The organism is Thalassospira tepidiphila MCCC 1A03514 (genome assembly GCF_001662875.1).
In the GTDB taxonomy this organism is placed as follows: Bacteria; Pseudomonadota; Alphaproteobacteria; order Rhodospirillales; family Thalassospiraceae; genus Thalassospira; species Thalassospira tepidiphila.
On the sequence record NZ_JPVZ01000007.1, the window covers coordinates 35,203 to 60,586 of the forward strand.

The window sequence follows — 25,384 nt, forward strand, 5'->3', positions numbered from 1 at the left end:
TTCTAAAAATACGCCCGGAAACATTAGGAAAGTGTGTATTCCGGCCTTCGCAGACGTAGAAAGGGGCGAAAAATTAAATGATTAAGATGTTTGAATGCAAAAGGTTACATCGCGATTAAACCACACGGCTTTGATTGCCGGCTTGAAGAAAAAAGTAACCGGCCCCCGGGGAGGGGGCCGGTATAACCGCACGGCGGGGTCGGGGGAAAAGTCGCGCGGCTATTGGGTTAAAGCGATCGATTATGCAGTCGGGCCTGATGGCTTTGTCCTGTTACGTCCAAACCGCGAGGAGACAAGCGATTTCAGTCGATTACCAATCGACGTCTTGCGCAGACGGTTGGCAATCTTGTGGCGCATCATCAACGCACAAGGCGTAAAGATCAGGGTCAAAGCGGTTGCAAAGGCCAAACCAAACGCGATCGAGGTTGAAAGCTGTACCCACCACTGGGTGGACGGTGCCCCGACCGTGACCTCACGAGACGTGAAGTCGATATTGATCTGCATGACCATCGGCACCAGACCAAGAATGGTCGTCACCGTTGTCAGCATCACCGGACGCAGACGCTGCGCACCGGTTTGCAGGATGGCGGCCTCGATGCTGCTGGCGGTGTGTTTGAGCCGGTCAAAGGTATCGATCAAAACGATGTTGTTGTTCACAACGATCCCGGCCAGTGCGACAACACCGATGCCGTTCATGACGATCGAGAAAGCCTGCCCGGTGATCATAAGACCAAGGAACACACCCGCCGTCGACATGATGATGGCGATCATGATCAGAAGCGAGCTCGAGATGCTGTTGAACTGGGTGACCAGAATGATGAACATGATGAAAAGGGCCACCGTAAAGGCGTTCATCAGGAAGTCTGCCGATTTCTGCTGTTCTTCATCCTGCCCCTTGAATTCGACCGATATGCGCGGATCGATATCAAGGGTTTGCATCCATGCCTTGACCTCGCCAAGCTTGGTGTCGACCAGAACGCCTTCCTGCACGTCGGCCTTGACGGTCAGGGCGCGGCGGCTGTCAACGCGGGTCAGCGTGCCAGTTTTGGGTTTGGGGGTGCGCGTGATGAAGTTCGACATCGGCACCAGACCCTTATCGGTCACGATCTGCAGGTTTTCGAGCTCGTCGAGGGAGCGATACTTGGCCGGGTAACGCCCGACAATATCGATTTCCTCGGTTGAATCATCTGGACGATAGGTCGTGAAATTGATGCCGTTGGTCACCAGTTTGACGACATTGCCGATCTGGTTGATATCAGCACCGAATTTCAAAGCCTGGGCGCGGTCAACTGTGTATTCCCAGTCAATGCCCGGGGGCGACTTGCCATCTTCGAAATTGTACATGCCGCCCATTTCCTGAAGACCGTTGACCAGAATGGTCGCCGTTTCATCAAGAAGTTCAGGATAGTAAGAACGAAGCTGGATCTGGATGTCCTTGCCCTGCGGCGGACCGGCTTCTTCGGCGCGGACTTCGACGTGAATACCGGCAAGATCGGCCGTATCGGCAAGGATACGTTTTTCAATCTCGCTTGCGGGCGGGCGCATTTGCCAATCGGCATATTCAAGCTGAACCGTGCCGATTACGTCCTCGGATGCCTCGTTGCCACCGGCACCATCGCCGGAACGGGCATATACGGTATCAAACCAGTGTTCGCCTTCGTGACGGGCATCAAGGGCAAGGATGCGGTCCTCGACCTCTTTAAGCAGGGCATCCTGTTCGTAATAGGACAGGTTGCCGCGTGCACGGACCTGAACCACGGCGACTTCGGGTTCGACCGCCGGGAAGAACTCAACACCCTTGCCAAGCTTGCCAAACGCCACCCAGACCGAAATCAGAATGATAAACGCTGCCGGGATCACCAGCCAGTAGAAGCGAAGCGATCCGCTGAGGATACGGACATAGAGCCCGGTGCCGCCTTTGACCTTGTGGATGTCATCGCCATGATCGGCTGCGATGGCCTCAAGGCTTTCGTTGCTTTCACTGCCCGGTTTGCCAAACCACGCGCCCACGGTCGGCACAAAGATCAGTGCCATGGCAAGCGATGCGGTCAGCGTGAACAGAACCGTAATCGGCAGGAATTTCATGAACTCGCCGACGATATCAGGCCAGAAGGCCAGCGGCAGGAAGGCTGCAAGCGTGGTTGCGGTTGACGCAATAATCGGAAGCGCCATGCGTTTTGCCGCCAGCGGATAGGCCTTGCTGCGATGCAGGCCATCGATCATCTTGCGGTCGGCATATTCAGTCACAACAATCGCGCCATCGACCAGCATCCCGACGGCCAGGATCAGACTGAACAGAACAACGATATTGACCGTCATGCCCAGCGCCCAAAGGATCAGGATCGCGGTCAGGAACGAGCCCGGAATGGCAAGCCCGACCAGAAGGCCCGACCGCCAACCCAGCGCCCAGATGACAACCACCATCACCAGCAGGATCGCAAGGATCACACTGTTCTGAAGATCGGTCAGCATGGTGCGGATGTCAGATGACTTGTCCTGTGAATAGCTGATTGTCAGGTTTGGCGGAAATGCTTCCTGTGCCTCGGCGGTGACCGCCTTGATCGCATCAATGACTTCGATGATGTTTTCGCCGACACGTTTGGACACTTCAATCGCGATGGCCGGTTCGCCGTTAAGGCGCGCAAAGCTTTTGGCATCCTTGAATGTCCGGCGCACGTCGCCGATGTCGCGGAACCGAATGACGGAATCGCCATCAACGATCAGCGGCATATCAAGAATGTCATTTATGCTTTCAAACAGGCCGGGCACCTTGATGTTAAAGCGTCCCGTACCGGTATCGATCGCACCGGCCGCCACCAGCGCATTGGAATTGCGCACAAGACTGACGATGTCGATGCCATTCAGGCGATAGGCCTCGATCTTCATCGGGTCGATGATGAATTCGACCAGTTCTTCCCGATCACCGGCAAGTTTGGCTTCAAGCACTGCAGGCAGGCCTTCGATGGCGTCTTTCAGATCGCGCGCCATGCGCAGAAGCGCACGTTCGGGCACGTCACCCGAAAGGGTTACCACCAGAACGGGGAACAGCGACAGGTTGACCTCGTGGACTTCGGGGTCGTCGGTGTCTTCGGGCAATTCGGATTTGGCGATGTCAACGCGTTCGCGCACATCGGCAAGGGCTTCGTCGATATCGACGTCGGAGTAAAATTCAAGCGTCACCGATGCCCCGTCCTGATAGGACTGGGAGCTCATTTCCTTCACACCTTCGATGGATCGCAATTCCTGCTCCATCGGGCGCAAAAGAAGGCGTTCGGCATCTTCCGGCGATACGCCGTCATGATGCATGGTGACATAAAGAACCGGGATCTGAACATCCGGGTCGGCTTCCTTGGGGATGGCGTTATAGCCAACCGAGCCAGCCAGAAGCAGCAGGATCAAAACCAGAATGACGGTGCGCGATCGATTGAGCGCGTGATCAATCAGGGACATTTCTTATCTCCTCATGATACGCGCTATTGCGCGGAGTTTTCCGAAAGGGTCGGGCCGGTATCGTCAGATGCCGTCGAAGGTGCTTCGTCATCCTGCATGATCGGAAGACCATCCTTGTCGGTTTCAAGGTGGACAACCTCAACAGTTGCCCCTTCCTTGACCCAGTCATGGCCGACAACGATCAATTCAAACGTATCGGGCAGGCCACCGATCCAGATCCGGTCACGATTGCCGCCCTGCAATTCGACAGGCAGGAAATCGACCTTGTTGTTATCGACAATGGCGCGGACGCCAAGTTCACCCTCGTCATTGAGTGTCAGGACCGACGGCCTTACCTGATGGGCCCGTTTGATGCCGACCGGAATTTCAAGTTCGGCGGTCATGCCATCAGGAATGCGCAGATCGGGATTATCAATCTCAACCTCGACCCGGAAGGTGCGGGTGTCATTGTCAGATGCCCGGGCTGTGTAACGGACGATACCGTCATGGGTGCTGCCGTCAAACAGGGTGACGCTTGCCAGTTGGCCAAGGTCAATCGCGCTGATCGAATGTTCGGGAACATGGGCAACGACCAGCATCGGGTCACCCTGGATCAGGGTTGCGACCCGATCCCCAATTGACAAAAGGTCACCGATCTCGGCCGGGCGTTCTTCGACGATGCCATCAAACGGGGCGCGGATTTCGGTATTGCCAAGCTCGGTGCGCGCAATCATCAGATCAGCGCGCGCTTCTTCAAGCAGGGCAAGTGTCTGTGCCACACCGGTTTTGGACCGATAGTTCTTTTGGGCCAGACTTTCGGCGGCGGAATGTTCAAGTTCACGCTGTGCGACCAGCGCGCGCGCCTTGGCAACACGGGCCTGACGGTCACCGGTGTCAAGGCGTACGATCAGATCGCCTTTCTGAACAGCCTGGCCCTTGATCGCGCCAACTTCAATCACGCGTGCCTCGGTCTCGGCACTGATTTCAACAGAAATGACCGCTTCGGTACGGCCGGTGATGCGCAAATGATCGACGTGATCCACAGCGTGGCTGGTGATGGTGCGCACACTCGCCGTAGTTTTGGCGGCCTTGTTTTCAGTGGTAGCATCTGAGGCGCTGGTCTGTTCCGTCGTCTCATCACCACCCGTCAAATAGGCGCTGCCGATCCATACAACGGTCCCAACGACCAAAAGAATGGCGATCAGGCGTGAAGCATTCATTGTTCTGTTCCCTCAAATATTCCGCTAGCGGAATGCGTCAGTGGCTCTGTTGGGCACGTCTTGCGCACAGCGTTCGGTTTCGTCCTAGGACTTGTTGGCCTTGCGCGCCTTTAACTCATCAAGCAGGCCCTGCTTGTTTTCGCGAATAAACTTCAGCGTCGCATTGCACATGGCCTGCCCCAGTCCGGCAACGAAACAGCATCCTGGTCTGAGTTCGCCGTTTTCATCGCGGGCATTCGATTTTTGATGTGCCGGTTTGTCGGTGTTTTCCGGATCAATCTGTTGGCTCATCAATTCATGACGGGCAGCAAATTCATCAATCAGCGCCTCGGTCAGTTCAATTGGCATTTCTTCGGCAAAGGTCAGCATGAACAAAATGTCGGAACGATAACGATCCTCGGCCGGTCTGGTCTGCAACAACGTGCGCAGGAATGTGCGACGTCCTTCGGATGTCAGTTGATAGATCTTCTTGTCCGGTCGGTTTTCCTGTTCATGTTCAACAAATGTCACCAGACCGTCCTGAGTCAGTTTGGTCAGGGCCGGATAGATCGAACCAAGGGACGCGATTTGAAAATGGCTGAATGTGCCATCTTCAAACATCTTGCGGATTTCATATCCTGTTGCCTCGCCGCCCATCAGGGCACCCAGACATAAAGTACGTACGTCCATCTTGTGTTCTGTATCCTTATTTACGCATTCGGGACTGAGTATGCCGCGGCGGGGAAAGGTGCCAAAGCGACTATATCAATCCGATATATATCGAACTATTATATATCAATTCGATATAGTCAAATAAATATGATGGAACCTTTTGTGACAGCCCTTCAATCTGGACGAAGCATGTTTGGTTCGTGTTACAACATGATTGTTGTGATGATCGGCCATGGGGTCGGGGTATCGGCAGCCATCGGGTGATCACTTTCGCAAACTCGATCCCGGGCGGCGTCCGCCTGTGCATAATCGGACGCCGATAGTGTCCGATTGTGTCTATTGAAACGATATAGTCGATCGGGCCGAACATAGTTCGCCGTCTGAAGAGCCATCTGAAAAATCAGGAGTACGCCGGAATGACCGGTTGGACGCATTATGTAAGTGTTGTGGTCGCAGCCGTTGGCGTGGTGCAGGCGGTGTTCCTGTGTCTGATCCTGCGGTCCGAAGGTTCGCGTGCCTTTGGGGCCAACCGATGGATGATGCTGTTTATTGCGGGTGTTGCGCTTAACCTGATCGAAGATGTCGCCGATCCGCTTGTGTCGGCCGATTTTAACGGCTTCTTTGAGTTGCTTTTCAAACCAATCAATTTCGCCATTGGACCGGCAATATATCTGTATTTCCGCGAGATTTCAGGCAATCCGTCCCGCCTTCCGTGGGGCCATTTTGTTTTGCTGCTGGTGGTGTTTAACCTGACTGCCTGGGTTGTGATCCATGGCGGCGGCGGCGCGGTTCTTGGCAGCGGCGCATATACCACAGGTGAACTGGTTGAAGCTTTTTGCTGGGTGGCGATCTTTGTGCAGATCGCGATTTATCTGGTGCTGTTGTGGCGCATTGCATGGCGCTATCAGCGCCAAGCCGAAGAACAGCTTGGCGCGGATCGCAAGGTGATGCAGCGCTGGATCTGTGTTGTGCTGGGCGGGCTGACATTTGTTTTCATCACGGTCGCCGTCGGGAAGATCGTTGGTCTTTACCTGCCAGAAAACCCGGAACTATTTGGCAGCGAGATCGCCCTGGTATTGGTTCTGTTCGCCATGAGCTATGAAATTGCAACGCAGCCGGCGCTGTTTGTGATGCCCGATTGGCCATCCGACGATATGTCTGATGACGTGGATGAAGCAGATGAGTTGCAGAGCGAACGTGCCCCTTCAACAGGTGGAAATTTGCCCCAGAAAGCACCCGTGGTCGATGATGGCGCGCCGGATGCGGTTGCCCCGCGTCCGTTGCTTGATCCCGATGGTGTAGACCGGGCGTTAGCACGCCTTAAAGACATTCAGGCGCGTGGGGATATTCTTCTCGATCCGCTGGTGTCCTTGCCGAAACTGGCGCGTGCGGTTGGCATAACACCCAATCAGCTGTCCTATGTGCTTAATCATCATGTCGGCAAAAGCTTTTTTGATTTCGTCAATTCTGCGCGTATACGCGAAGCCCGATCGGTTCTGGTGCTTGAGCCTGATCGTACCATTCTTGATATCGCGCTAAGTGTCGGCTTCAATTCGAAATCGACCTTTAATCTTGCCTTCAAGAAAATCACGGGTGAAACCCCAAGTGCGGTGCGCGAGGCAGCAAGGCGGGAAGTGTTGTCCGCGTCGGTGACGTCCGAACCGCCAATTGCAGGACCGGATCAACAGCATTGGACGCCAAATATCGGGTGATCGCGGAAGCTGTGGCCTCTTTTTCCCAAGGGGGCATACATGCTGCAACCACGCTTTATTATTCAACCCAGTTTAAATTCTGCAACAGACGAACACGCGGCAAAAGATCTACAGCGCATTCAGCGCTACCGAAAATGGACGCTTCGCGTCGGTGTTGTTCTGCTTTTGGCATTGGTTTGTTTTACCCGTGCAGGATTTGATCGCAACAGTGTTTGGCACCACGCTATCCAGGTTGTCGGGATGATGGCGATCATGGTCTGCATCGTGGGGCGGGGCTGGTGTTCGCTTTATATTGGCGGGCGCAAAAAGACCGAACTGGTGACGTCCGGCCCTTATTCTATGTGTCGAAACCCGCTTTATGTTTTCAGCTTCATTGGTACATTTGGTGCCGGTGCCCAAACCGGCAGTATTGCCATCGGGTTGGTCTCGGCTGTTTTGTGTTGGGCGGTGTTCCGGCATGTTGTGCTGCGCGAGGAAGCCATGCTGGCGGAACGGTTTGGCCGGGCATTCAAACGCTATGTGAATACGGTTCCGCGCTTTCGCCCGACATGGTTCCGCTGGCGTGACGAGAAAGAGATTTTGTGCCGACCGGCCCTGTTTTTGGCCACCACCCGCGATGCGATGTGGTTCTGGATTGCCATTCCTGTGTTGGAAGGTGTCAAAATCTTGCAAGATCACGGGTGGCTGAAACCGGTATTCTGGTTGCCATAAATCCATGATTCTATGCAGGGCAGAGATGTTGGGACGCGATCAGTTGATAACGTTCTCTGCCCGGGGTGCTTTATGCTGCCCCCTTTCGGCTTTGCATGCCTTCAGGCGGCGGCGTTATCCGTTGGCCTGCCGCCAAAGGATTTGATCATTTGATTGCGTTCATCTTCACGCAACGGATCGGAATCAAGGGCAAGGGCGGCTTCAAGCACCTGCGGTTCGACCATCAGGACGTCAACGCCGTCCTTCATGTCCTCCTTCGCCCAGAGATGGACATGACATTCCATCTTGATATAGCTGCGCATTGCAGCATCGGGATCAAGTTTTTCAAGGGTGTCGACTTCATACTCGCCAGGCGAAAGCAACCCGGCATGACCGGGCAAGTGGAACGGATGAAAGAACGTCACCGTACGATGGGTTGTGCGGGTTATGCTCATGATCATGGCTCCTTCGAGCATCCGGAAGATGACCTTGAAGGTGCGGATCTGATTTTCTTTTGAGTGTTCACCCCTTTGGGGCGGCTTAAGATCCGCAATCCCCGATCTCTTCGGGTCATTCGGTAAGGCACCGATACCTGTGTCATATGCTCGGGACGCACAGGTATCATTGGTCAGGCGCCAAGTGTGTCACCCTGCCTGCGAACAGGCACGGTGTATACATTATATATGGGGGTTTTCGGCCAAAACACAACGTTTCGCACAAATCTGTGCGCCATCCATGTTTGAAAAAACGCGGGATAAAATGCGGCGGACTTCAAAGGAGGGCTGGCTCAACGATGTTCCGGCCGGTCTGGATCTGCATCGCGTGTCAGCGCAATATCGAGATCAACCGGTTTGATGCTAAGAATGCGATCAACCATCATGCCGTTATGTTTGTATTTCAGATGCAAATCGGTCGACACCCTGCGATAGGCCGTAATCGAAACGCCTTCGATCAGTTCTTCGGTGGTATCGACGACATAGCTTCCCGGTGGAAACAGATCGCTATGTCCGCGCAAGTGAAACGGATGAGCAAAGGTCACGGTTTTGTGCGTCATCCTGCTGTGCTGCATGGCACCAGCCCTTTATGAAGCGGGAAACGGGCGTTTCCTGCTTGTTCATGATTTTCGGTAAGTTCGGCCAGAAAAGGCGATGGCGGAGGATAACCTCCGCCAGCACGGTATCAGTCATTCGCGCCTTGATGCGCGGTCGGTTTGGTTTCGGCAGGGGAATTTTCTGGCTTTGGCTTCGCGGCAGGGGCCGACGCGCTATCTGACGATTTTGCATCCGGCTTCGAGCCCGCTTTTCCCTGGCTTGTTGAAAAACTGCGAAATGACATGATGTGATCTTTCTATTTGCCGGCGCAAAGCGCGCCCGCTAATGGGGAAGTGGTGCGCGTGCAGGCAAATAGCAAACATGCCAAACGACCTGTAACGGGTCATCTGGCGCAATCGTGCGGGAAAGGCTCGCTTATTTCGGATAAAATATATTTTGTCATCACTGGCAAAGTGGGAAGCGGGGTTCAGACCCCGCGCAGATTGCCCCAGACATGCACATGCCATTGCGGCAGCACGCGCACATCAAACCATTTGCGCCTTGCCACTTCATCGACCAGCCAGCGATACCGTTCGGTCAGGCCGTCGATATCAACACCGTCTGCGCCATCCGGGTGCGGCTCGGCAGGCGTTGTATTGACCGGCTGCAAACAGACCGGAATGCCAGTGTGAAGGTTCCTCACATAATCGGCAAACATCAGGTCGGCGGCATCGCGTACCGGGAATTTCAAGGTAATGGCCGGACCATTCAGGATGCCATCGGATTGCGCTGCTTCGATACAGGCAGCAAGCGCATCCTTATCAAAACTGGTCGAGGAGCTTGGTGGCTTTGGGCTGATCGTCAGGAAATTAAGGTCGGCAAACCAGTCCTTGGCGATGCTGCCCTGGGTTTCAATCGCAAAGGTAAAACCTTCGTCCTTGCCCATGGCAATCAGGTCGCCCAGTGGCTGGATCGCCGGGTTGCCACCCGAAAGCGTAATCAGGATCGGCTTGCCACCGGAAAGCTTTTTGACCGCATCCAGAACCTCGGTCGCGGACATCGGTTTCCAGTCCGCCCGAAAGGCCGGATCGACGGCGTAAAGGGTGTCGCACCACGAACAGCGGAAATCGCAGCCCCCGGTGCGGACAAACACCGTCGGCATGCCGATCAGCGCCCCTTCGCCCTGCACGGTCGGGCCAAAGATTTCCGAAATGCGGATTTTACCGCGCGCATCGTGAAGGTCGGCAAGGTTGGGGTCGTGCACCGTCATGGACGATATTCCGCCCAGGTTTTCGGCGTTTCGGACACGCGCACGGCCGATACTTCCGGCCAGCGATCATGCGCCCATTCGTAAAAGAACAGCGCAAGCCGTTCGGCAGTCGGATGATCGTGACCAAGAACTTCATTCAGATGCCGGTGATCAAACTCGTCATCAATCAGCCGTTTGAGCGGCCCCAATTCGCGGTAATCACGGACAAAGCCACGTTCATCAAGGCTGGCACCTTTAAGCTCCACCTCGACGATATAGTTATGGCCATGCAGGCGCGCACACGGGTGATCTTCTTCAAGGCCGCTGAGTTGGTGGCTTGCGGAAAAGGCGAATTGTTTGGTGATGGTGAACATCGGTTTTCTTTCGGTGTCGTCTTGTCTTGCTGAAGGGTGCGCTTGGCCCGGGGTTCCCGCCTTCGCGGGAATGACGGTACGCGTTTGGCAACACAACAGCCAAACGTCATGCCCGCGCAGGCGGGCATCCATACAGCAAGGCCGTTATAAGGAGTTACTCGGCGGCGTCGTTTTCGCCTTTGGCAAACTTGCGCGCCATATGGTCGGCACGGGCCTGTTTCCAGTAATCGCGATCGACATAAACGGTCAGATCCTTGACGCGCGCCAGTTCAAGTGCCTCGCGCCGCTCGACACAGGTGCCACACCGTCCGCAATGGGTTTCCCCGCCCTTGTAACACGACCAAGTCAGATCGACCGGCACGCCCAGACGCCCGGCCTCAAGCGCGATATCGGCCTTGGAGACATTGACAAACGGCGTATACAGCTTGACGTCCTTGACACCTTCAAGGGCGTGGTCCTGCATGGTCTGGAACGATTTGATGAAATCGGGACGGCAATCGGGATAGATGAAATGATCCCCGCCATGCACGGCGGCGGCAACCGCATCGGCCCCGGCACTGGCCGCCGCCCCAAAGGCAACAGCCAACATGATCGCATTGCGGTTCGGCACCACGGTGATGCGCATGGTTTCTTCGGCGTAATGGCCATCGGGCACATCAATATCATCACTGGTAAGCGACGATCCGGTCAAAAGCGCACCGACAGGAGTCAGATCAACGATGTGATGTTTGACGCCAAGATTACGCGCCGCACGGGCGGCGAAATCGAGTTCCTTTTTATGGCGCTGGCCATAATCAAACGAAATCAGGGAATGGAGCTTGTGCTCGGCCGCGACCTTATAGGCCAGCGTGACGGAATCCAGCCCGCCAGAGCAGACGACAATCGTCTTCATAATGATCAGTCTTTCGTGTTTTTAACCTGGTGCTACGACAGGGGAAGGATCATCCTTCCAAGGGGGCGGGGTTTGCCATGCCGGTTGCCAAAACGCAAGCACAAATCCACGCATGCGGCCATGCGTGATGCGCAGGAATGCTTGGGTTTTACACGAAATCAGCGATCAGACGGGGTGGCCGGATCAGGCGCGCTTTGCGCTAAGTACATGAAAACAAATCGGGACCTGAAAATGGCCGTCTTCGATATAGGGCGCCAATGTTTCAAACATCGCGGCATTGATCGCGCCGACTTCCATGTCCGATGATTTGCGCAGGACATTGCCAAACAGCATATCCATTTGCGGTTTCCAGAACGGGGCGTTTTCGGGAATACGGCCCGCCGGGCTGTGGGTGGTTGCTTCAATCCCGGTAAAGCCTGCTTTCTCAAAGCGCATCATGGATTGATCGGCATCGCCAAAGCAGAACGGGTCAAGCCCGGCGGCATCAAACCCGATGCCAAGGATGTTGCCAAGAACCGCGTCCATGGCGGCAAATAACGGATTATCCACGAGCGGCGCCCAGACCATGAAAACCGCCTTGCCACCCGGGCGCAGAACGCGGAATGCCTCGCGAAGCGCTTTGTCCGGATCCTCGCAAAACATCACGCCGAAACGGCACGACACCACGTCAAAGCTTTGATCCTCGAACGGCAGTTTTTCCATATTGGCCGGAACGGCCTTGATGTTGGAAATTTCTTCCTCGGCGGCGCGTTCCATAAGCGCATCGCACATATCCGAAACGATATCGGAGGCGGTCACGTGCCCCGCAACTCCGGGGATGTTAGCGCTATCATCCGTGCCGCTGCCCAAGGCACGCGCAAAGGAAAAGGCCGGTTCGCCCACCCCGGATGCCAGATCAAGCACATCAAGTGGCGCGCCATTGCGCAAAGTTGCAAGCCCCGGAAGGTCAGCCGCCTCGATCATGTGGCGGTTGATCTTTTCGGCCGCCGGTGCCAGGCGTTCGGCCCAGGTGATCCAGTCGGTCGAGAGGTTTTGCCAGGTTTGGGATGATTTATCGGCGGCGGTGTCGGGTGTGTTGTCGGATGTCGGGGTGGTCATGGTCGATATGTTTCCCTTTGCGTTCCGCAAAGACCATAGACTTAAACCCCATGCCGTTTAAAGGATGTTTTGCAGCGCAATGAGGGTCAGAAGCCCCGCGCGGGGGCGCGGGGCTTCCTACACTCGCTGAGAGGTGGCTCTTCAACCTGCCAGCAAGCGTATCAGGTTCTGGCGCATTTCACTGACGCGGGCCAACATCGCGACACTTGATTTGATCAGGATTTGTTTCGATGCGTAGTTGGTCAATTCCATCGCAACGTCGAGATCAAGCAGGCTTGAGCGCGCCTCCTTGACGTTTTCAAGCGTCGAGGCAAGGCTTTCGCTGGCAGCATCCAGACGGTTCTGGTTGGTGCCGATATTTGCCCGTGCGCGTTGCAGGTCATCAATCGCGCGCGCCACGGCCTCGATCGCACTTTGGGCCTTGGCGGATGTGGCAATCGCATTGCTGCCCAGCTCATCAAGGCTTGTCTCCGTGCCGTTTTTGCCGGTGCCAAGGGCGGCACCATCAACCGCGGTTGTCGGGATCGAAAGCTGCGCACCGCCGGTATTGCCGCCGCCAAGCTGGAAATAGATCTTATCAGGCAGTTTGTTGCCCTGATCCTCAAGAACCGAGAAGACCGGGCTGGCGCCAAAAATCTGGGTCGTGGTCGTTCCATCGGCACCGGCGCCATCGGACCCTTGGGCCAGGGCGTTGGTGATGGTGGTCGCGATATTGAAGTTCAGGTTCACTTTCACACCGACATCCCCGAAATCGAGTGTCTGTGTCTGACCGGCATTAAGCGCCTTGCTGCCACCGGACGCATAATCGGTGACATCGATGCTTTGGGTCCGGTGCGGGCTGGTGCCATCGATTTCGGATATGGCACTCAGCAAAATGCGATCCCCGGTCTTGAGCACATCAAAGCGAAGCTGATTGTCCGCCGATCCGTTTTCGTTGGCATCACGCGCCCAGTAATTGTCATCGGTGATGGTGAAATTTGAAAAGCCATTGGCAACCGAAAGAACCTCGGCAGAGCCACCAGCCTGCAAATCCGAATAATCAAGGGACACATCACTGCCATCACCCAGCAACTGGATGCCGTTGAAATTGGTTGCGGCCGCAATGCGATTGATCTCGGTACGCAGGGCGACGAATTCGTCATTGAGAAACCCGCGTTCCGTGTCCGACAGGTTTTCCGATGCGGCCTGAACGGCCAGTGTGTTCAGGCGCACCAGCACATCGTCGATGGTGGCCATGGCCCCATCGGCAATCTGCAGCATGGAATTGCCCTGACCGATATTGACAATCCCCGATGTCAAAGCAGAGGCCGTCGAGTTCAGCCGCGACCCGATGGCCATTGACGCGGCATCGTCGCGGGCAGAGACCACACGTTTCCCCGATGACAGCTTGGCAAGCGATCTGTTCGCGGCCTCCTCGGCACGCGCCAGATTGCGGTGCGCCAGATTGGCCGCGTGGTCGGATATGATATTTAACGCCATAACGCAGTTCCTACCTGAACAAGCAAAGATAAAGGGTGGCGGCGTGGACGACCTCCTCCTGAGATCGGCTGAGGGCAATGTTAATTAGATAAAACTTAAATGGCAATATCTAATATTAGAATCTTCTTAATATTAAGTATCTGAAAAATATAAGAAATATGCCACCCTACGCGAAAGAGGGGGTGTCTCATACGGATGGAAAACAGCTGTTTTGCGGCTGTTAACTTAAACCCGCGATAACGCGCGCCCTCACAGGCATTTTCGCTGCACGTCGACAGGGGACGAAACGCATGAAGGTGCCCGATGGAGCAAGAAACACAAGAAGGCCTGAACATCTGGCGGCTGGCGGGGTCATCCATATTGGCCGGATTGACCTGTGTGCTTTATTTCGGGTTTGTGATTACGCTTTTCGCCGGATTTACCGCCGATATTCAGCGCGATTCCCTGCTGCGCGAACTCGGCGTGTCATCGCCTGGCATGTTGGAACGATTGGTCCTGCAAGCCTTTCACGAAGCCGCGTTGCGCGAAGAGGCCGGTACTTTGCGCGATGATATGCGCGCGATTGATACCAGATCCCTCGAAGAAACCCGCAATGGATTGGCCTTGCGCAAGGATGCGATTGCCGCATGGTGGGACGCGTTTGGCAGCTATTCACGGCTTGGCGCAACCGTTGCCAGTAATCGCGATGCATTTGACCCCGAATTCGCAGGCGCGTTCTTGAGTGCGCTCAATGCGGCGCATCAATTCGTGACAAGCCAGCAAACCGCCATGCCGACCGACGGGTTGTTTGATGCGCCAACCGGAATGGTCGGCGGCGGCGGTACAACCCTTGGCCGCGCCGGATCGCCAATGCTTGATGTGCCCTTCGGGGAAAGCGATGCGGACAGGAAACGTCGCGCCGACGGGATTGAAATCATGACCCGGCTTCACGCCCTGCTTGATCACCCGAAATTCACCGACAAAGCCCCGGAAACACTGATGGATCGCGCCGGCCAGCAAGTTGATGCCATCCGAAGTTCAATGATCCGGTTTGACGAGAAAAACGCCCGTGCCCAGATCGAATGGGCCAATATCCGCGCAGAAAACCAGCACGCCGCAAAGCTCAGAACGAGCTTGCAAAATGAGCTGGCCGAGATCGAGGCAGAGATCCGGCGTCAGGACGAAGAGTTTGGCCAGGACACGGTTTCGCTGGTCGCCCTGTTTCAACACCCCGTAGGCTATATGCTTTCCTATTTGATCCAGTTGCCCACCATCATGCTGACCTTGTTGGTCACAGTCGCCGCAGGCGGATTGGGCGCGGTGGTTGCCTTTACCAGGCAGAATTTCGGCCAGCCACCCCCGCCCAAAATGCTGCCCAAAACACCGCCTGATGAAAATGCCACGGATCACAATGCCGCAGATCAAAATGCCATGGATGAAAACGCGCCGGAGGCAGTGCCAGCGCCGCAGGCTGAAACACTGCCGAGGCTTCAGGGATGGGCACAGCTTGGCAAAAGCCTGAAACCCGCCGCAAGGCTGCTCGTCATGACGGGGGAGGGGATCGCTGCCGCCATGGCCATCTTCCTGTGCACAGAGGCAGGGGTGCTGATGGTCAGCCAGGGCGGACCCGACGGATCAGGGCAAATCGACATCAGCCCGTTTCTCGTGACCTTCATGGCTTTTGTTTCGGGCTTTATGGCGGAGGACGCCTTTGCCCGCATTCAAGCGGCCGGGCAAAAGCTGTTTCGGGTGACGGATGATCACGGGTGAGGTTAGGGCGGGTGGAGAGCGCTAGATACTGTCAGATAGTGCGTTGGGCGATGGTGTGGAGTGTTAGGATTGTTACATGACACGTTGATTCCGTTGAGGGTTGATTTTTTCTACCTTAACGAGTATATATTAGCATGTCTTTCGGGGATGGTCGTAGGTTCAAATCCTGCTATCTTGCTTGTCGTGGTTGCTTCTCTTGTACTTGGCCAATTCTGGCTACTAAAGCGAAAGGAGTATTCCATGATATTTGAAAAACGAAACAACGTTTACGTGGCTCGCAGCGAGGTAAATTCCGCAACTCTAACCTTCGAAACTGTACTGTCTGTATATTGTGCAATTTCGGCAAGTTGGATAGCTGGAACGGTAGACCTTCCCATCCATTAAGAGCGCTCCCCGTAATTGGGTCGAGCGCTCTTTTTGCATTTTGTCTATGTTGAAATCAGTTCGCGACATGGCTGAGTCTGAAGACGCAAAAACAACTGACACGCCATCCCCCGTGCACAGATGGGTGTAATTGAGCCAAATCCTCGAATCGTCAGCAATTGTGGGTCATGTCCTGCGAGGGTATTGTCACTGACATGATCATCTTCTCCTGTGCCGAGGCCGCAATGCTTATGGTTAGCTAGGGTGGCCCGGACGGCTCCGCCAAAATCGAATTTGCCCGTTCTTTGTCACCTTCATGGCTTTTGTTTCGGGCATTATGGCCGAAGACGCCTTCGCCCGCATCCAGTTCACCGGAAAAAGTGGTTTCGGGTGGCGGATAATCTGGGGTCAGGCTAGCGGGCTGTTCACAGTACTAAGTTGTTCGGTGGTAACTTAGGTATTCGAGATTGTGTGGTGAATTTCTCAGATATTAATATTTTTGTATGTATTTATTACAGAAATATGATTATCTGTCCTGCGCGAAAGTCGTTGGTTCTGTATATCTAGGTATATTGATGTTGTCTAGATAATATAATCTTTAAGTGTTGCGTTGTTCTCAATGTCTGTTTTGTATTTTCTCATTAGTTTTATTACTTCGTCAGAAAGTTTTTCCCAGTCTTTCCCTTCAATGTTTAGCGTTTCTCCGTGTGCTATTTTGTTTCTTTTCGATAAAAGGCTTTCATCAATTAGATTGTAATATGGTTGGTAGAATGTCAGTTGTACGTTGATAGTTTTTGCAATGTTTTCAAATACAGAAGAGCTTAAATTGGATTGAGTATCTATCGCCAGCTCATAGTTAATATTTACAGGTTCATCCAATTTGTCTCTCAAGAAGTTTAGTGAAGCCACGCCCATTTCGGCTTTCTTGGTTTCAGCGAGAGTGTTGAGATGTTTCTTTGCGCCAAGAAAAACAAAGCAGTCTTTGAGATTTGAATACGTTTCTCCCGTGCAGTTTATGAAGTTTAGATAATCAACAGACGCATTCTTAATGAAACCTTCCCAATGGGAGTAGAGTATTGCTACTCCAGCCCGCAACAGGGTTCGCTTAGGTAGCTCCTTAGATCCCCTAATTGCAGACTTGACATATGATATCTCTTTAATTCTCCAAGACAGCTCTTGGTCTAGCTTGTCTTGGAGTTGAGATAAATTCCTGATTTTTTTGCCCATGCGAATGCGATCTCAGGGTTTCAAGAACTCAGCGCCGAAAGGAATCAAGTTCGAGAGTCTGGTGGTTCCACGTACGCCACCGCCACTATTGTTGTCGAACGTCTTTTCATCCCAGAGGCTCTTCGCTTTGTTGATTATAAACTCTCGCTGTTCTTGCTCTGGCAGTGCCGATATAGCGTCCAGGTTTGATGCTGTTCCGTGCGCAATCACCTCATATACCGACATTAAGAACTTTCCTTTGAACTCATTGCCGTTCCAGCGCTTAAAGGAATTGGTTCCTAAGGAGCTGTTCAGGAGTGCGAATGTCTTCTCAAAGACCTCGGTCTCCCTCGCTCTGTCGAATGCTTTATCAGAAGCAATCTGGAAAATTGCGTTATCTAAGTATTCGTGGACATCGAGTTTTCCGTCGTATGGCGAGTGTCTAAATGCAATGAAGCGCAGGGCCAATTCAACACCGGCCTGATTGGCTATCGCAGTTTCAGTTTGAGCGGTCGTGACTTTGAAGTCGTTGTTATCCGAGCGTTGGATCAACCAGTCGTAAAACTCTCGGTTAACCATAACAGCTACGCAATTTCGGATTTCCTGTTCCGACAGAGGGGCGCCACCGGTATTCAAGCGTTGGAAGAGTTCAAACTTCGCCTGAGCATCGCTTTCCTTTTTTAAAATTTCAACTCGAACTCTTGCCCTCTTTATTTCAAGTTGAAGTGCTTGGCCAATTCCGCTCTCAGGGTCTTCATTAGATGCATCCCAAGTTTTGCCATTTAAGCTTGGTAGGAAGTTGGTTGCGTTCAAATGAAGAGGTGGGATCGCTTCACCGTCATTCTTTCGGAGTACGCCAGCAAACTGGAATACAGTTGACAAACGTTGGAGGCCGTCAATCAACTCCCACACACCGTTTTCATCTTGGAAAACAAAGATTGGTGGAACAGGGATTCCAAGTAATAAAGTCTCTATGAAGCGAGTTTTCCTTGTGTCATCCCAGCGAAACAACCTCTGGAACGCAGGGTCGATTATGAGTTCCTGATCCTTGTAAAGGTTGATTATCTCGCCAATTGACATCTCGTAGCCATCGGACACGATTTCAGTTCGCGCGGCTTTTACTTCTTCTTCTAAGGGCAAAGTGGCACTTCCTCGGGATGGGGTAAGGTAATTTGTTGCTTCAATTTTAAGTCGAAAATTGGGATGTTTTCAACGACTCAATGAGAGACATAGTGATATTTCATTTTTTTCTAATGCCGAAATAGGCGCAGAGCGAAGAAACTAGAACCTTTTTGTCTGCTGAAGGCAGTCGCAGGTGCGGAAAACAAAAAACCGGCCCCAAGGGAGCCGGTTTTAATCTGTGCGAACGAGATGTTTGGGGCGTTAGCCGTTCGTGCCGTAGCGCGGCGCGTTGCGCTGGGCATTGCTGCCAGCTTCGGCGTAGGCTTGGCTGGCCTGTGCGGTCTGGGTGACCTGCGATTGCAGGACCTGTTCATCGCGTTCCGGCGTTGCGGCTTCGGCGGCTTCTTCTGACGCGCTGCTGTTAAACAGCTCGGTCAGGCGCTGCTCGATGCTTTGCAGGCCTTCATTGAGGCGTTCTTCGGTCTCGTTGATATTGCCGTTGATTTCGTCATTCAGCGCGCCCAACCCGTCGAGGATGGCGCGGGCATCTTCAAGACCGGCTTGAATGCCTTCACTGGCTTGATCGAAGATCTCGCGGGCTTCGGCCTCGGAACTTGCATTCGATGCAATCAGATCGCCAACGCGGGCGAGAATGCGGTCAGCAACACCTTCGGGCGTGTAATCGTCGGGATTAACGCCCTGGATCGACAGGCCGGTCGATTGCAGGCTTTCATTGATTGCGGCAACGATATTGTCCGCCGACAGCCGGTTTGCCGATTCAGAAGACAGCGACACAGACGTCGCAGCGGCAAAGGCGGACGTGCCATTATTGTTGCCAGCTTTTTCAGTATCGCCTTGGCCCGGCAAATAGGATTGTGCCGAACGCGTAGACGCGCCGGATTGTTGGGATGACAGACCACCAATGGTGATATCCATAATCGTCCTCCCTGGACGGAGAGCTTTGAGAGCTGTGCTGACAATCAGCACTTTTCCAAGCAAGCTCGCGCGACAGTTTCGCGCGCGAACAAAGACTTGGCAAATTTCACCTTTTAATATGGCATGGATGGCCGGGAAAATCCAGTGTTGTTGTATCAGGGCTGATGTGCAAGTTCGGGTTGATGGTGGGGCACGGGCGTATGCATTCCGCCCGGTTGGCGCGGGTGGTTGGTGGCAGGTGGCGAATGTTTGGCAAAATCGTCGGGTTTTCGCCAGAAATCTCGTTATCTGATGTTGCACGTCGATCAAAGCGCGCTTATGAACACAGCTTAAGAATATTTTGGAACCCGATCCGGGGGAGGCGCGCCATTTGGGCGGCGCCGGACGTCAGGGTCGGAGTTGGACAGGCAGGAGTTGATTGAGCGTGGCGAACTATCAGGAAAGTGCGCGGGAATTTGAAAAGCGCTGGCAGGATTACTGGCGGGAAAATGATACCTATCGCACGCCAAATCCCGGCGATGCCGATTTCGACGCAAGCAAAAAGAAAAGCGTCATCCTGGACATGTTCCCCTATCCAAGCGGGGTTGGCCTGCATATCGGCCATCCGCTGGGCTATATCGCGACCGACGTCAAGGCGCGCTTTGAGCGCATGCGTGGCAAAAACGTTCTGCATTCCATGGGCTTTGATGCCTTTGGCCTGCCGGCAGAACAGTTCGCCATCCAGACCGGCCAGCATCCGCGCATCACGACCGAAGCCAATATCGAAAACATGCTGCGTCAGCTGCAGGTCATTGGCCTTGGTCATGACCCGCATCGCCGTTTCGCCACGACCGATGTCGATTATTATAAATGGACGCAGTGGATCTTCCTGCAGCTTTTCAACAGCTTCTATGATCCGACCGTCGAATGGAAAGGCCCGCAGGGGCAGGTGATCAATGGCCGCGCGCGCCCGATTGCCGAACTGCGCCCGTTGCTTGAGAGCGGCGAATGGCTGCTTGACGAAGATGGCGTGCCGCAGCCGAAATCGGTGATTGGCGAAGGCACCAAAGCCGAGGGCAAAGAGATTGATCGTGCGATTGATCGCGGGCGTCTGGCCTATGTTGATGAAGTGCCGGTCAACTGGTGCCCGATGCTGGGTACGGTTCTGTCGAACGAGGAAGTCACCAACGAAGGCAAGTCCGAACGTGGGGATTACCCGGTGTATAAACGTCCGCTGAAACAGTGGATGTTGCGCATTACCGACTATGCCGATCGTCTGGTGGCCGACCTTGAAGGACTTGATTGGCCAAACGGCGTGGTCGAGATGCAGAAGGGCTGGATTGGCCGTTCTGTTGGTGCGCGGGTGAACTTCCCGGTCAAAACTGTCGATGGTGCGGATGAAAAAATCGCGGTCTATACCACCCGCCCGGATACGATTTTTGGTGCGACCTATATGGTTCTAGCCCCTGAGCATCCGCTGGTTGATAAGCTGTGTGCAGCGGATAAAAAGGCCGATGTTGCGGCCTATCGTGCGCAGGCGTCCGAGCTTAAGGCTGTTTCGGCCAAGGATGATGCCGAGCGTGAAAAGACCGGTGTGTTTATTGGCGCGCATGCGACCAACCCGGTCACCGGCGAAGAAATCCCGGTCTGGATTGCCGACTATGTCCTGATGGGCTATGGCACCGGTGCGATCATGGCTGTGCCGGCTGGCGATCAGCGCGACTTTGAATTTGCCCATAAATTCGATCTGCCGATCAAGGCAACCACCAAGCCATCTGAGAGCTGGTTGAAGGACAACGCACCGGCAGATGCGGCGGATGCTGATGCGGCAACTCTGCTTGCACGGTATGAGGCGGAGCCGGGCGCATTCAAACTTGCCCAGACCGAAGTTGGCGAGACGATCAATTCCGCCAATGACGAGATTTCAATCAACGGTCTTTCGACCCCGGATGCCAAGGCCAAGATCATCGAATGGATGGAAGCCAAGGGCATTGGCCGTGGTCGCGTGCAGTACAAGCTGCGCGACTGGCTGTTTTCGCGTCAGCGTTATTGGGGGGAGCCGTTCCCGGTTCTGTTCGATCAGGAAACCGATCAGGTTCACGGCATTGCCGAGGCGGCGCTTCCGGTCGTCCTGCCGGAAATGACCGATTTCAAACCGAAATCAAACGAAGACCCGAATTCCGAGCCGGAACCGCCGCTTGCGCGCGCCAAGGACTGGATGGAAGTTACCGGCATCGTCCTTTCTGATGGTTCGGTTCTGCCGGTGGATGCAGAAGTTGGCACCAAACACACCCATGAGGGCGCGGAATATGAAGTGCGCGCGTTCAAACGCGATGCCAACTCCATGCCGAACTGGGCGGGATCGTGCTGGTATTACCTGCGCTATTTCGATGCCAAGAATGATGCGAAATTTGCATCAGATGATGCGGCGGCCTATTGGGCAAACAGCACGGACAAGGATGGCAATGCCCTTCCGGGTGCGGTTGACCTTTATGTTGGCGGCGCGGAACATGCGGTGCTGCATCTTCTGTATTCGCGTTTCTGGCACAAGGTTCTGTTTGATCTTGGCTATGTCGCAACGCCCGAGCCGTTCCAGAAGCTGTTTAACCAGGGCATGATTACGGCCGATGCCTATACCGATGCGCGCGGCGTTTATGTCGACATCCATGATGTTGAAATGCGCGATGTCGATGGCAAGAAGGTACCGTTCAACGCCAAAACCGACGAGCAGCTGATTACCGTTCCGGGCAAGATGGGCAAGCGTTACAAAAACGGTATCCCGCCTGAGGAAATCTGCGATCAGTACACCATCGATACGTTCAGAACGTATGAGATGTATATGGGGCCGCTTGATAGCTCCAAACCGTGGCAGTCGGATGCGATTGTCGGCATGATGCGCTTCCTGTCCAACGTCTGGAAAGTCACGACCCAGATGGAGCGGACAGATAGCGTCGATGGCAAGATCGAAACGCTTCTGCACAAGACGATTGCCAAGGTGACCGGCGATATTGCCGATCTGCGCCTCAATACCGCGATTGCGGCACTGATCGAGCTCACCAACGCGCTGACCAAGCAGAATGCGGTGCATGACGATCATGCCAAGGCCTTGGCATTGATGGTCGCCCCGTTTGCCCCGCATCTGGGCGAGGAACTGATGAGCCGGATGGCAGCCGATGAATTCGGTGCCAAGAAATCGGTGATCAAGTTCGACTGGCCCGAGTTCGATGCTGAAAAGGCCAAGGATGACGAGTTCGAAGTGCCGGTTCAGGTCAATGGCAAGAAGCGTGGCTCTGTCATGGTGGCAGCCGATGCCGATCAGGCAACGGTCGAAGCGCTTGCCAAGGCCGACGAAAACGTTGCCCGCCATCTGGACGGCAAGGAGATCGTTAAGGTGATCTACGTCGCCAAGCCGACGCCGAAACTGGTCAATATCGTGGTGAAGGGCTAAGCCCAGACTGCGAGGATGGATTTTACGAGAAGGGCATGTTGCTTTGGCAGCGTGCCCTTTTTTCGTCGCGGGTTAGCGGTCTGCAAAGATGGCCTTGGGGTCGCAATCGCTGATGATTGCGGAGGCCGGCAATTCGCGCTCAATGATCTTTTGATCTGGCAGCAGGCTTGCGCGGCCAAACAGTTTTGCCAGGCTCCCGTCGCACAGCATTTCATAGATCGCCTTGTTAAAGGCCTTGCGGTTCTCAATCCCGGCAAGATCGGCCTTGAACAGGATCAGGACATTTTCGCTGGTGACCGGATCCTCGGAGACAGAGATGGTGTCTTCAAGGCCAAGCAGCTTTCGGACATGGTTGCCCGAAAAACGTTCGATGATGGCGGCATCAAGGCGGTTGCTGGCAATCATGCGCAATAAAAACGCATCGTCGGGCACGCGCTCAAGGTTGAGTTCCTGACGATCGAGAATGTAGTCAGGGTAATGATAAGCGGCCAGCCCAACGCGCGTGCCATCAAGGTCTTCGAGCTTGGTGACATTGCCATGACCAAATTGATCAGTGCTGTAAAAGATCAGGTTTTCGCGGCGATAAAACGGGACAGAGGCCAGCGAGACCGGAATTTCAGAAAGCGACGGATATGCGCCTAGCGCATCATATTTACCGCTTATGAAGTCCTGCACCGCGCGCCGTACCGGCAGAATATCAATGACGACGTCAGTGTCCGACCGCCTTGCTATTTCCGCATACATATCGATGAAAACACCGTGATCCTTGCTTTCCGCCATCAGCGGAATATAGGGAAAAACCACCCGGATCGGTGACGATGATGGCGCGGCCAATACGTGTCCGGTGAACATTAGAAGGCAGCCAAAGGCGAGGAAGACAAAGCGCATCAAAATAAGGTCGCATGTTGCAGAGCATGAGAAGAAACTAGATCACGTTCCGGGAGACGGCACAAGGGCGCTCTCTATTGCCGCAAAGCGCTTAGCAATTGACGGGGCATGGTCGGCTGGCTACAAATCGGCGACCAGATTATTTGCAAGGTTTTACCAATGAGCCACGGGCGCAAGATTTCAGTTATCGGGTTGGGCTATGTCGGATTGCCAGTGGCGGTTGCATTTGGCACATCGTGTGGTCGCACCGTCGCCTTTGATATCAATCAGGCGCGCATTGCCCAGCTTAAAGCGGGACATGACGCAACCGGCGAAGTCGATGACCATGAACTTGCCGCAGCCGATCTTTTGTTGACGGCTGAGGCCAAGGATCTTGCCGAGGCCGATTTCCATATCGTAACCGTGCCGACACCGATCGACAGTTCCAACCGTCCGGACCTGTCGCCGCTGCGCTCTGCTTCGAAAACCGTTGGCGCTATCCTTAAAAAGGGCGACATTGTTGTTTACGAAAGCACGGTTTATCCGGGGGCGACCGAAGAGGAATGTGTGCCGATCCTCGAAGAACTTTCGGGTCTGAAATCGGGCACAGACTTCACGGTCGGCTATTCTCCGGAACGTATTAACCCGGGTGATCGCGAACATCGCTTTACTACCATTACCAAGGTTGTTTCGGGTCAGGATCAGGCAACGCTTGATATCGTCGCCGCTGTTTATGGCAGTGTGGTGACCGCTGGTATTCACAAGGCCCCGACCATCAAGGCGGCCGAGGCGGCGAAAGTGATTGAAAACACCCAGCGTGATTTGAACATCGCACTGATGAACGAGCTTTCACTGATCTTTGACCGCGCAGGCATTGATACCCGTGACGTGCTTGAAGCTGCAGGCACCAAATGGAATTTCCTGAAGTTCACCCCGGGTCTTGTCGGTGGTCATTGCATCGGTGTTGACCCCTATTACCTGACCCATAAGTCCGAAGAGCTAGGCTATTACCCGCAGGTGGTTCTGGCCGGTCGCCGGGTCAATGACGGCATGGGCGATGTGGTGGCCAACAAGGTCATCCGGGCATTACTGCGTGAAGGGGCAACCAAGAACCCGACTGTCACGGTACTTGGTCTGACCTTTAAGGAAGACGTTCCTGATATTCGTAATACGCGTGTGATTGATATCGTTCGGTCGCTCGAAGAGGCCGGTGTCACTGTGCAGGTCCATGACGTGCATGCGGATGAGGACGAAGTGGCACACGAATTTGATGGCTTGAAGCTTTGCTCGGATAATTGCTTGGAACCCGCCGATGCGGTGGTTCTGGCCGTGTCGCACAAGGAATATGTTGCCAAGGGCTGGCCGCTCGTCAGCAGCTTGCTTAAAGATGGCAAGGGCTTCGTGGCTGATGTACGTGCGGTTTTGCCGCGCGATGCGGTGCCGACCGGCATCGACCTTTGGCGTCTCTAGGCTTCCGGTCCTATTTGTCCTGATACAGATCAAGCTCGCGTTGCAGTTTTTTCGTCAAACCCTTGGCGACGATGCGGTGCGAGCTTTTTAAATGGTCCATCAGGTCATCGTCGCTCAAGCCCGGCGTATCATAATGCTGGATCCATTTCATGCCACGCGATGCCAGATAGGGCGCAGGACGCAGGCCGGGCATATCTTTCAAGACTTCATAGCCGATTTCGGATGTCTTGAATGTGACACCCAATGTCTCTTTTGTGGCCCAGCCGCCAATGGCGAACACCTTGCCGCCGACCTTCCAGACATCCGCGCCACCCCACTGAACAACGTGGGTTGTCTGCGGCAGGGATTTGCAAAAGGCGTTGAATTCGTCCCGATCCATTCTGGCCATCCTGTTCATGCGTTTGCCGTTGGTGTTGATG

20 protein-coding genes are annotated in these 25,384 nt (G+C 54.3%); 5 read left to right on the top strand and 15 right to left on the bottom strand.

Going from position 1 to position 25,384, the window contains the following annotated elements:
* Positions 1-240: 240 nt before the first annotated feature.
* From TH4_RS14915 to TH4_RS14925, 3 genes are all read right to left on the bottom strand, one after another.
* Positions 241-3,450, bottom strand: coding sequence for an efflux RND transporter permease subunit (locus TH4_RS14915; RefSeq protein WP_064781737.1), 3,210 nt, complete (start codon positions 3,448-3,450; stop codon positions 241-243).
* 23 nt (positions 3,451-3,473) lie between these two features.
* Complete coding sequence (locus TH4_RS14920; RefSeq protein WP_064781738.1) at positions 3,474-4,649, bottom strand: efflux RND transporter periplasmic adaptor subunit; 1,176 nt, start codon at positions 4,647-4,649, stop codon at positions 3,474-3,476.
* A gap of 84 nt (positions 4,650-4,733) precedes the next feature.
* The gene (locus tag TH4_RS14925) at positions 4,734-5,318 is read right to left on the bottom strand and encodes a PadR family transcriptional regulator (protein WP_063087656.1); all 585 of its coding nucleotides are present in this window, start codon (positions 5,316-5,318) and stop codon (positions 4,734-4,736) included.
* Positions 5,319-5,716: 398 nt separating this feature from the next.
* Here TH4_RS14925 and TH4_RS14930 point away from each other — a divergent pair, with 398 nt between their 5' ends.
* Positions 5,717-7,012, top strand: coding sequence for a helix-turn-helix domain-containing protein (locus tag TH4_RS14930; protein ID WP_064781739.1), 1,296 nt, complete (start codon positions 5,717-5,719; stop codon positions 7,010-7,012).
* A 39-nt stretch (positions 7,013-7,051) separates the two neighbouring features.
* Positions 7,052-7,723, top strand: a complete 672-nt coding sequence (locus tag TH4_RS14935; protein WP_064781740.1) for a methyltransferase family protein — start codon at positions 7,052-7,054, stop codon at positions 7,721-7,723.
* A gap of 101 nt (positions 7,724-7,824) precedes the next feature.
* Here TH4_RS14935 and TH4_RS14940 read toward each other — a convergent pair whose 3' ends face one another.
* From TH4_RS14940 to TH4_RS14975, 7 genes are all read right to left on the bottom strand, one after another.
* Positions 7,825-8,157, bottom strand: coding sequence for a hypothetical protein (locus TH4_RS14940; RefSeq protein WP_064781872.1), 333 nt, complete (start codon positions 8,155-8,157; stop codon positions 7,825-7,827).
* A gap of 332 nt (positions 8,158-8,489) precedes the next feature.
* Positions 8,490-8,756 (bottom strand): hypothetical protein, encoded by a 267-nt coding sequence (locus tag TH4_RS14945; RefSeq protein ID WP_083997126.1) that lies wholly within the window; start codon positions 8,754-8,756, stop codon positions 8,490-8,492.
* Between the two features lie 464 nt (positions 8,757-9,220).
* Positions 9,221-10,003, bottom strand: coding sequence for a 7-carboxy-7-deazaguanine synthase QueE (gene queE / locus TH4_RS14955; protein ID WP_064781743.1), 783 nt, complete (start codon positions 10,001-10,003; stop codon positions 9,221-9,223).
* Entirely contained in the window at positions 10,000-10,356 is a 357-nt protein-coding gene (gene queD, locus TH4_RS14960) for a 6-carboxytetrahydropterin synthase QueD (RefSeq protein ID WP_064781873.1), read from the bottom strand. Before queD ends, queE begins: the two co-directional genes overlap by 4 nt.
* A 154-nt stretch (positions 10,357-10,510) precedes the next feature.
* On the bottom strand, positions 10,511-11,248 hold the full coding sequence (gene queC / locus TH4_RS14965; protein ID WP_064781744.1) for a 7-cyano-7-deazaguanine synthase QueC: 738 nt from the start codon (positions 11,246-11,248) through the stop codon (positions 10,511-10,513).
* Positions 11,249-11,431: 183 nt separating this feature from the next.
* Positions 11,432-12,346 (bottom strand): class I SAM-dependent methyltransferase, encoded by a 915-nt coding sequence (locus TH4_RS14970; protein WP_064781745.1) that lies wholly within the window; start codon positions 12,344-12,346, stop codon positions 11,432-11,434.
* 141 nt (positions 12,347-12,487) lie between these two features.
* Complete coding sequence (locus TH4_RS14975; RefSeq protein ID WP_064781746.1) at positions 12,488-13,825, bottom strand: flagellin N-terminal helical domain-containing protein; 1,338 nt, start codon at positions 13,823-13,825, stop codon at positions 12,488-12,490.
* A gap of 303 nt (positions 13,826-14,128) precedes the next feature.
* Here TH4_RS14975 and TH4_RS14980 point away from each other — a divergent pair, with 303 nt between their 5' ends.
* On the top strand, positions 14,129-15,574 hold the full coding sequence (locus tag TH4_RS14980; protein ID WP_064781747.1) for a hypothetical protein: 1,446 nt from the start codon (positions 14,129-14,131) through the stop codon (positions 15,572-15,574).
* A 945-nt stretch (positions 15,575-16,519) separates the two neighbouring features.
* Here the strand turns inward: TH4_RS14980 and TH4_RS14985 are convergent.
* The 3 genes from TH4_RS14985 to TH4_RS14995 form a co-directional block, all read right to left on the bottom strand.
* Entirely contained in the window at positions 16,520-17,164 is a 645-nt protein-coding gene (locus tag TH4_RS14985; protein ID WP_064781748.1) for an MAE_28990/MAE_18760 family HEPN-like nuclease, read from the bottom strand.
* Positions 17,165-17,176: 12 nt separating this feature from the next.
* Entirely contained in the window at positions 17,177-18,283 is a 1,107-nt protein-coding gene (locus tag TH4_RS14990) for a DUF262 domain-containing protein (protein WP_064781749.1), read from the bottom strand.
* A 243-nt stretch (positions 18,284-18,526) separates the two neighbouring features.
* The gene (locus TH4_RS14995) at positions 18,527-19,201 is read right to left on the bottom strand and encodes a DUF5610 domain-containing protein (protein WP_064781750.1); all 675 of its coding nucleotides are present in this window, start codon (positions 19,199-19,201) and stop codon (positions 18,527-18,529) included.
* A 424-nt stretch (positions 19,202-19,625) separates the two neighbouring features.
* Here TH4_RS14995 and leuS point away from each other — a divergent pair, with 424 nt between their 5' ends.
* Positions 19,626-22,628, top strand: coding sequence for a leucine--tRNA ligase (gene leuS, locus TH4_RS15000; protein ID WP_064781751.1), 3,003 nt, complete (start codon positions 19,626-19,628; stop codon positions 22,626-22,628).
* 72 nt (positions 22,629-22,700) lie between these two features.
* Here the strand turns inward: leuS and TH4_RS15005 are convergent, their stop codons facing one another.
* The gene (locus TH4_RS15005) at positions 22,701-23,480 is read right to left on the bottom strand and encodes a substrate-binding periplasmic protein (protein WP_167351224.1); all 780 of its coding nucleotides are present in this window, start codon (positions 23,478-23,480) and stop codon (positions 22,701-22,703) included.
* Between the two features lie 195 nt (positions 23,481-23,675).
* On the opposite strand from TH4_RS15005, the gene TH4_RS15010 reads away from it, so the two are divergent.
* Entirely contained in the window at positions 23,676-24,965 is a 1,290-nt protein-coding gene (locus tag TH4_RS15010) for a nucleotide sugar dehydrogenase (RefSeq protein ID WP_064781753.1), read from the top strand.
* A gap of 10 nt (positions 24,966-24,975) precedes the next feature.
* Here TH4_RS15010 and TH4_RS15015 read toward each other — a convergent pair whose 3' ends face one another.
* The gene (locus tag TH4_RS15015) at positions 24,976-25,344 is read right to left on the bottom strand and encodes an MmcQ/YjbR family DNA-binding protein (RefSeq protein WP_064781874.1); all 369 of its coding nucleotides are present in this window, start codon (positions 25,342-25,344) and stop codon (positions 24,976-24,978) included.
* Positions 25,345-25,384: the final 40 nt, after the last annotated feature.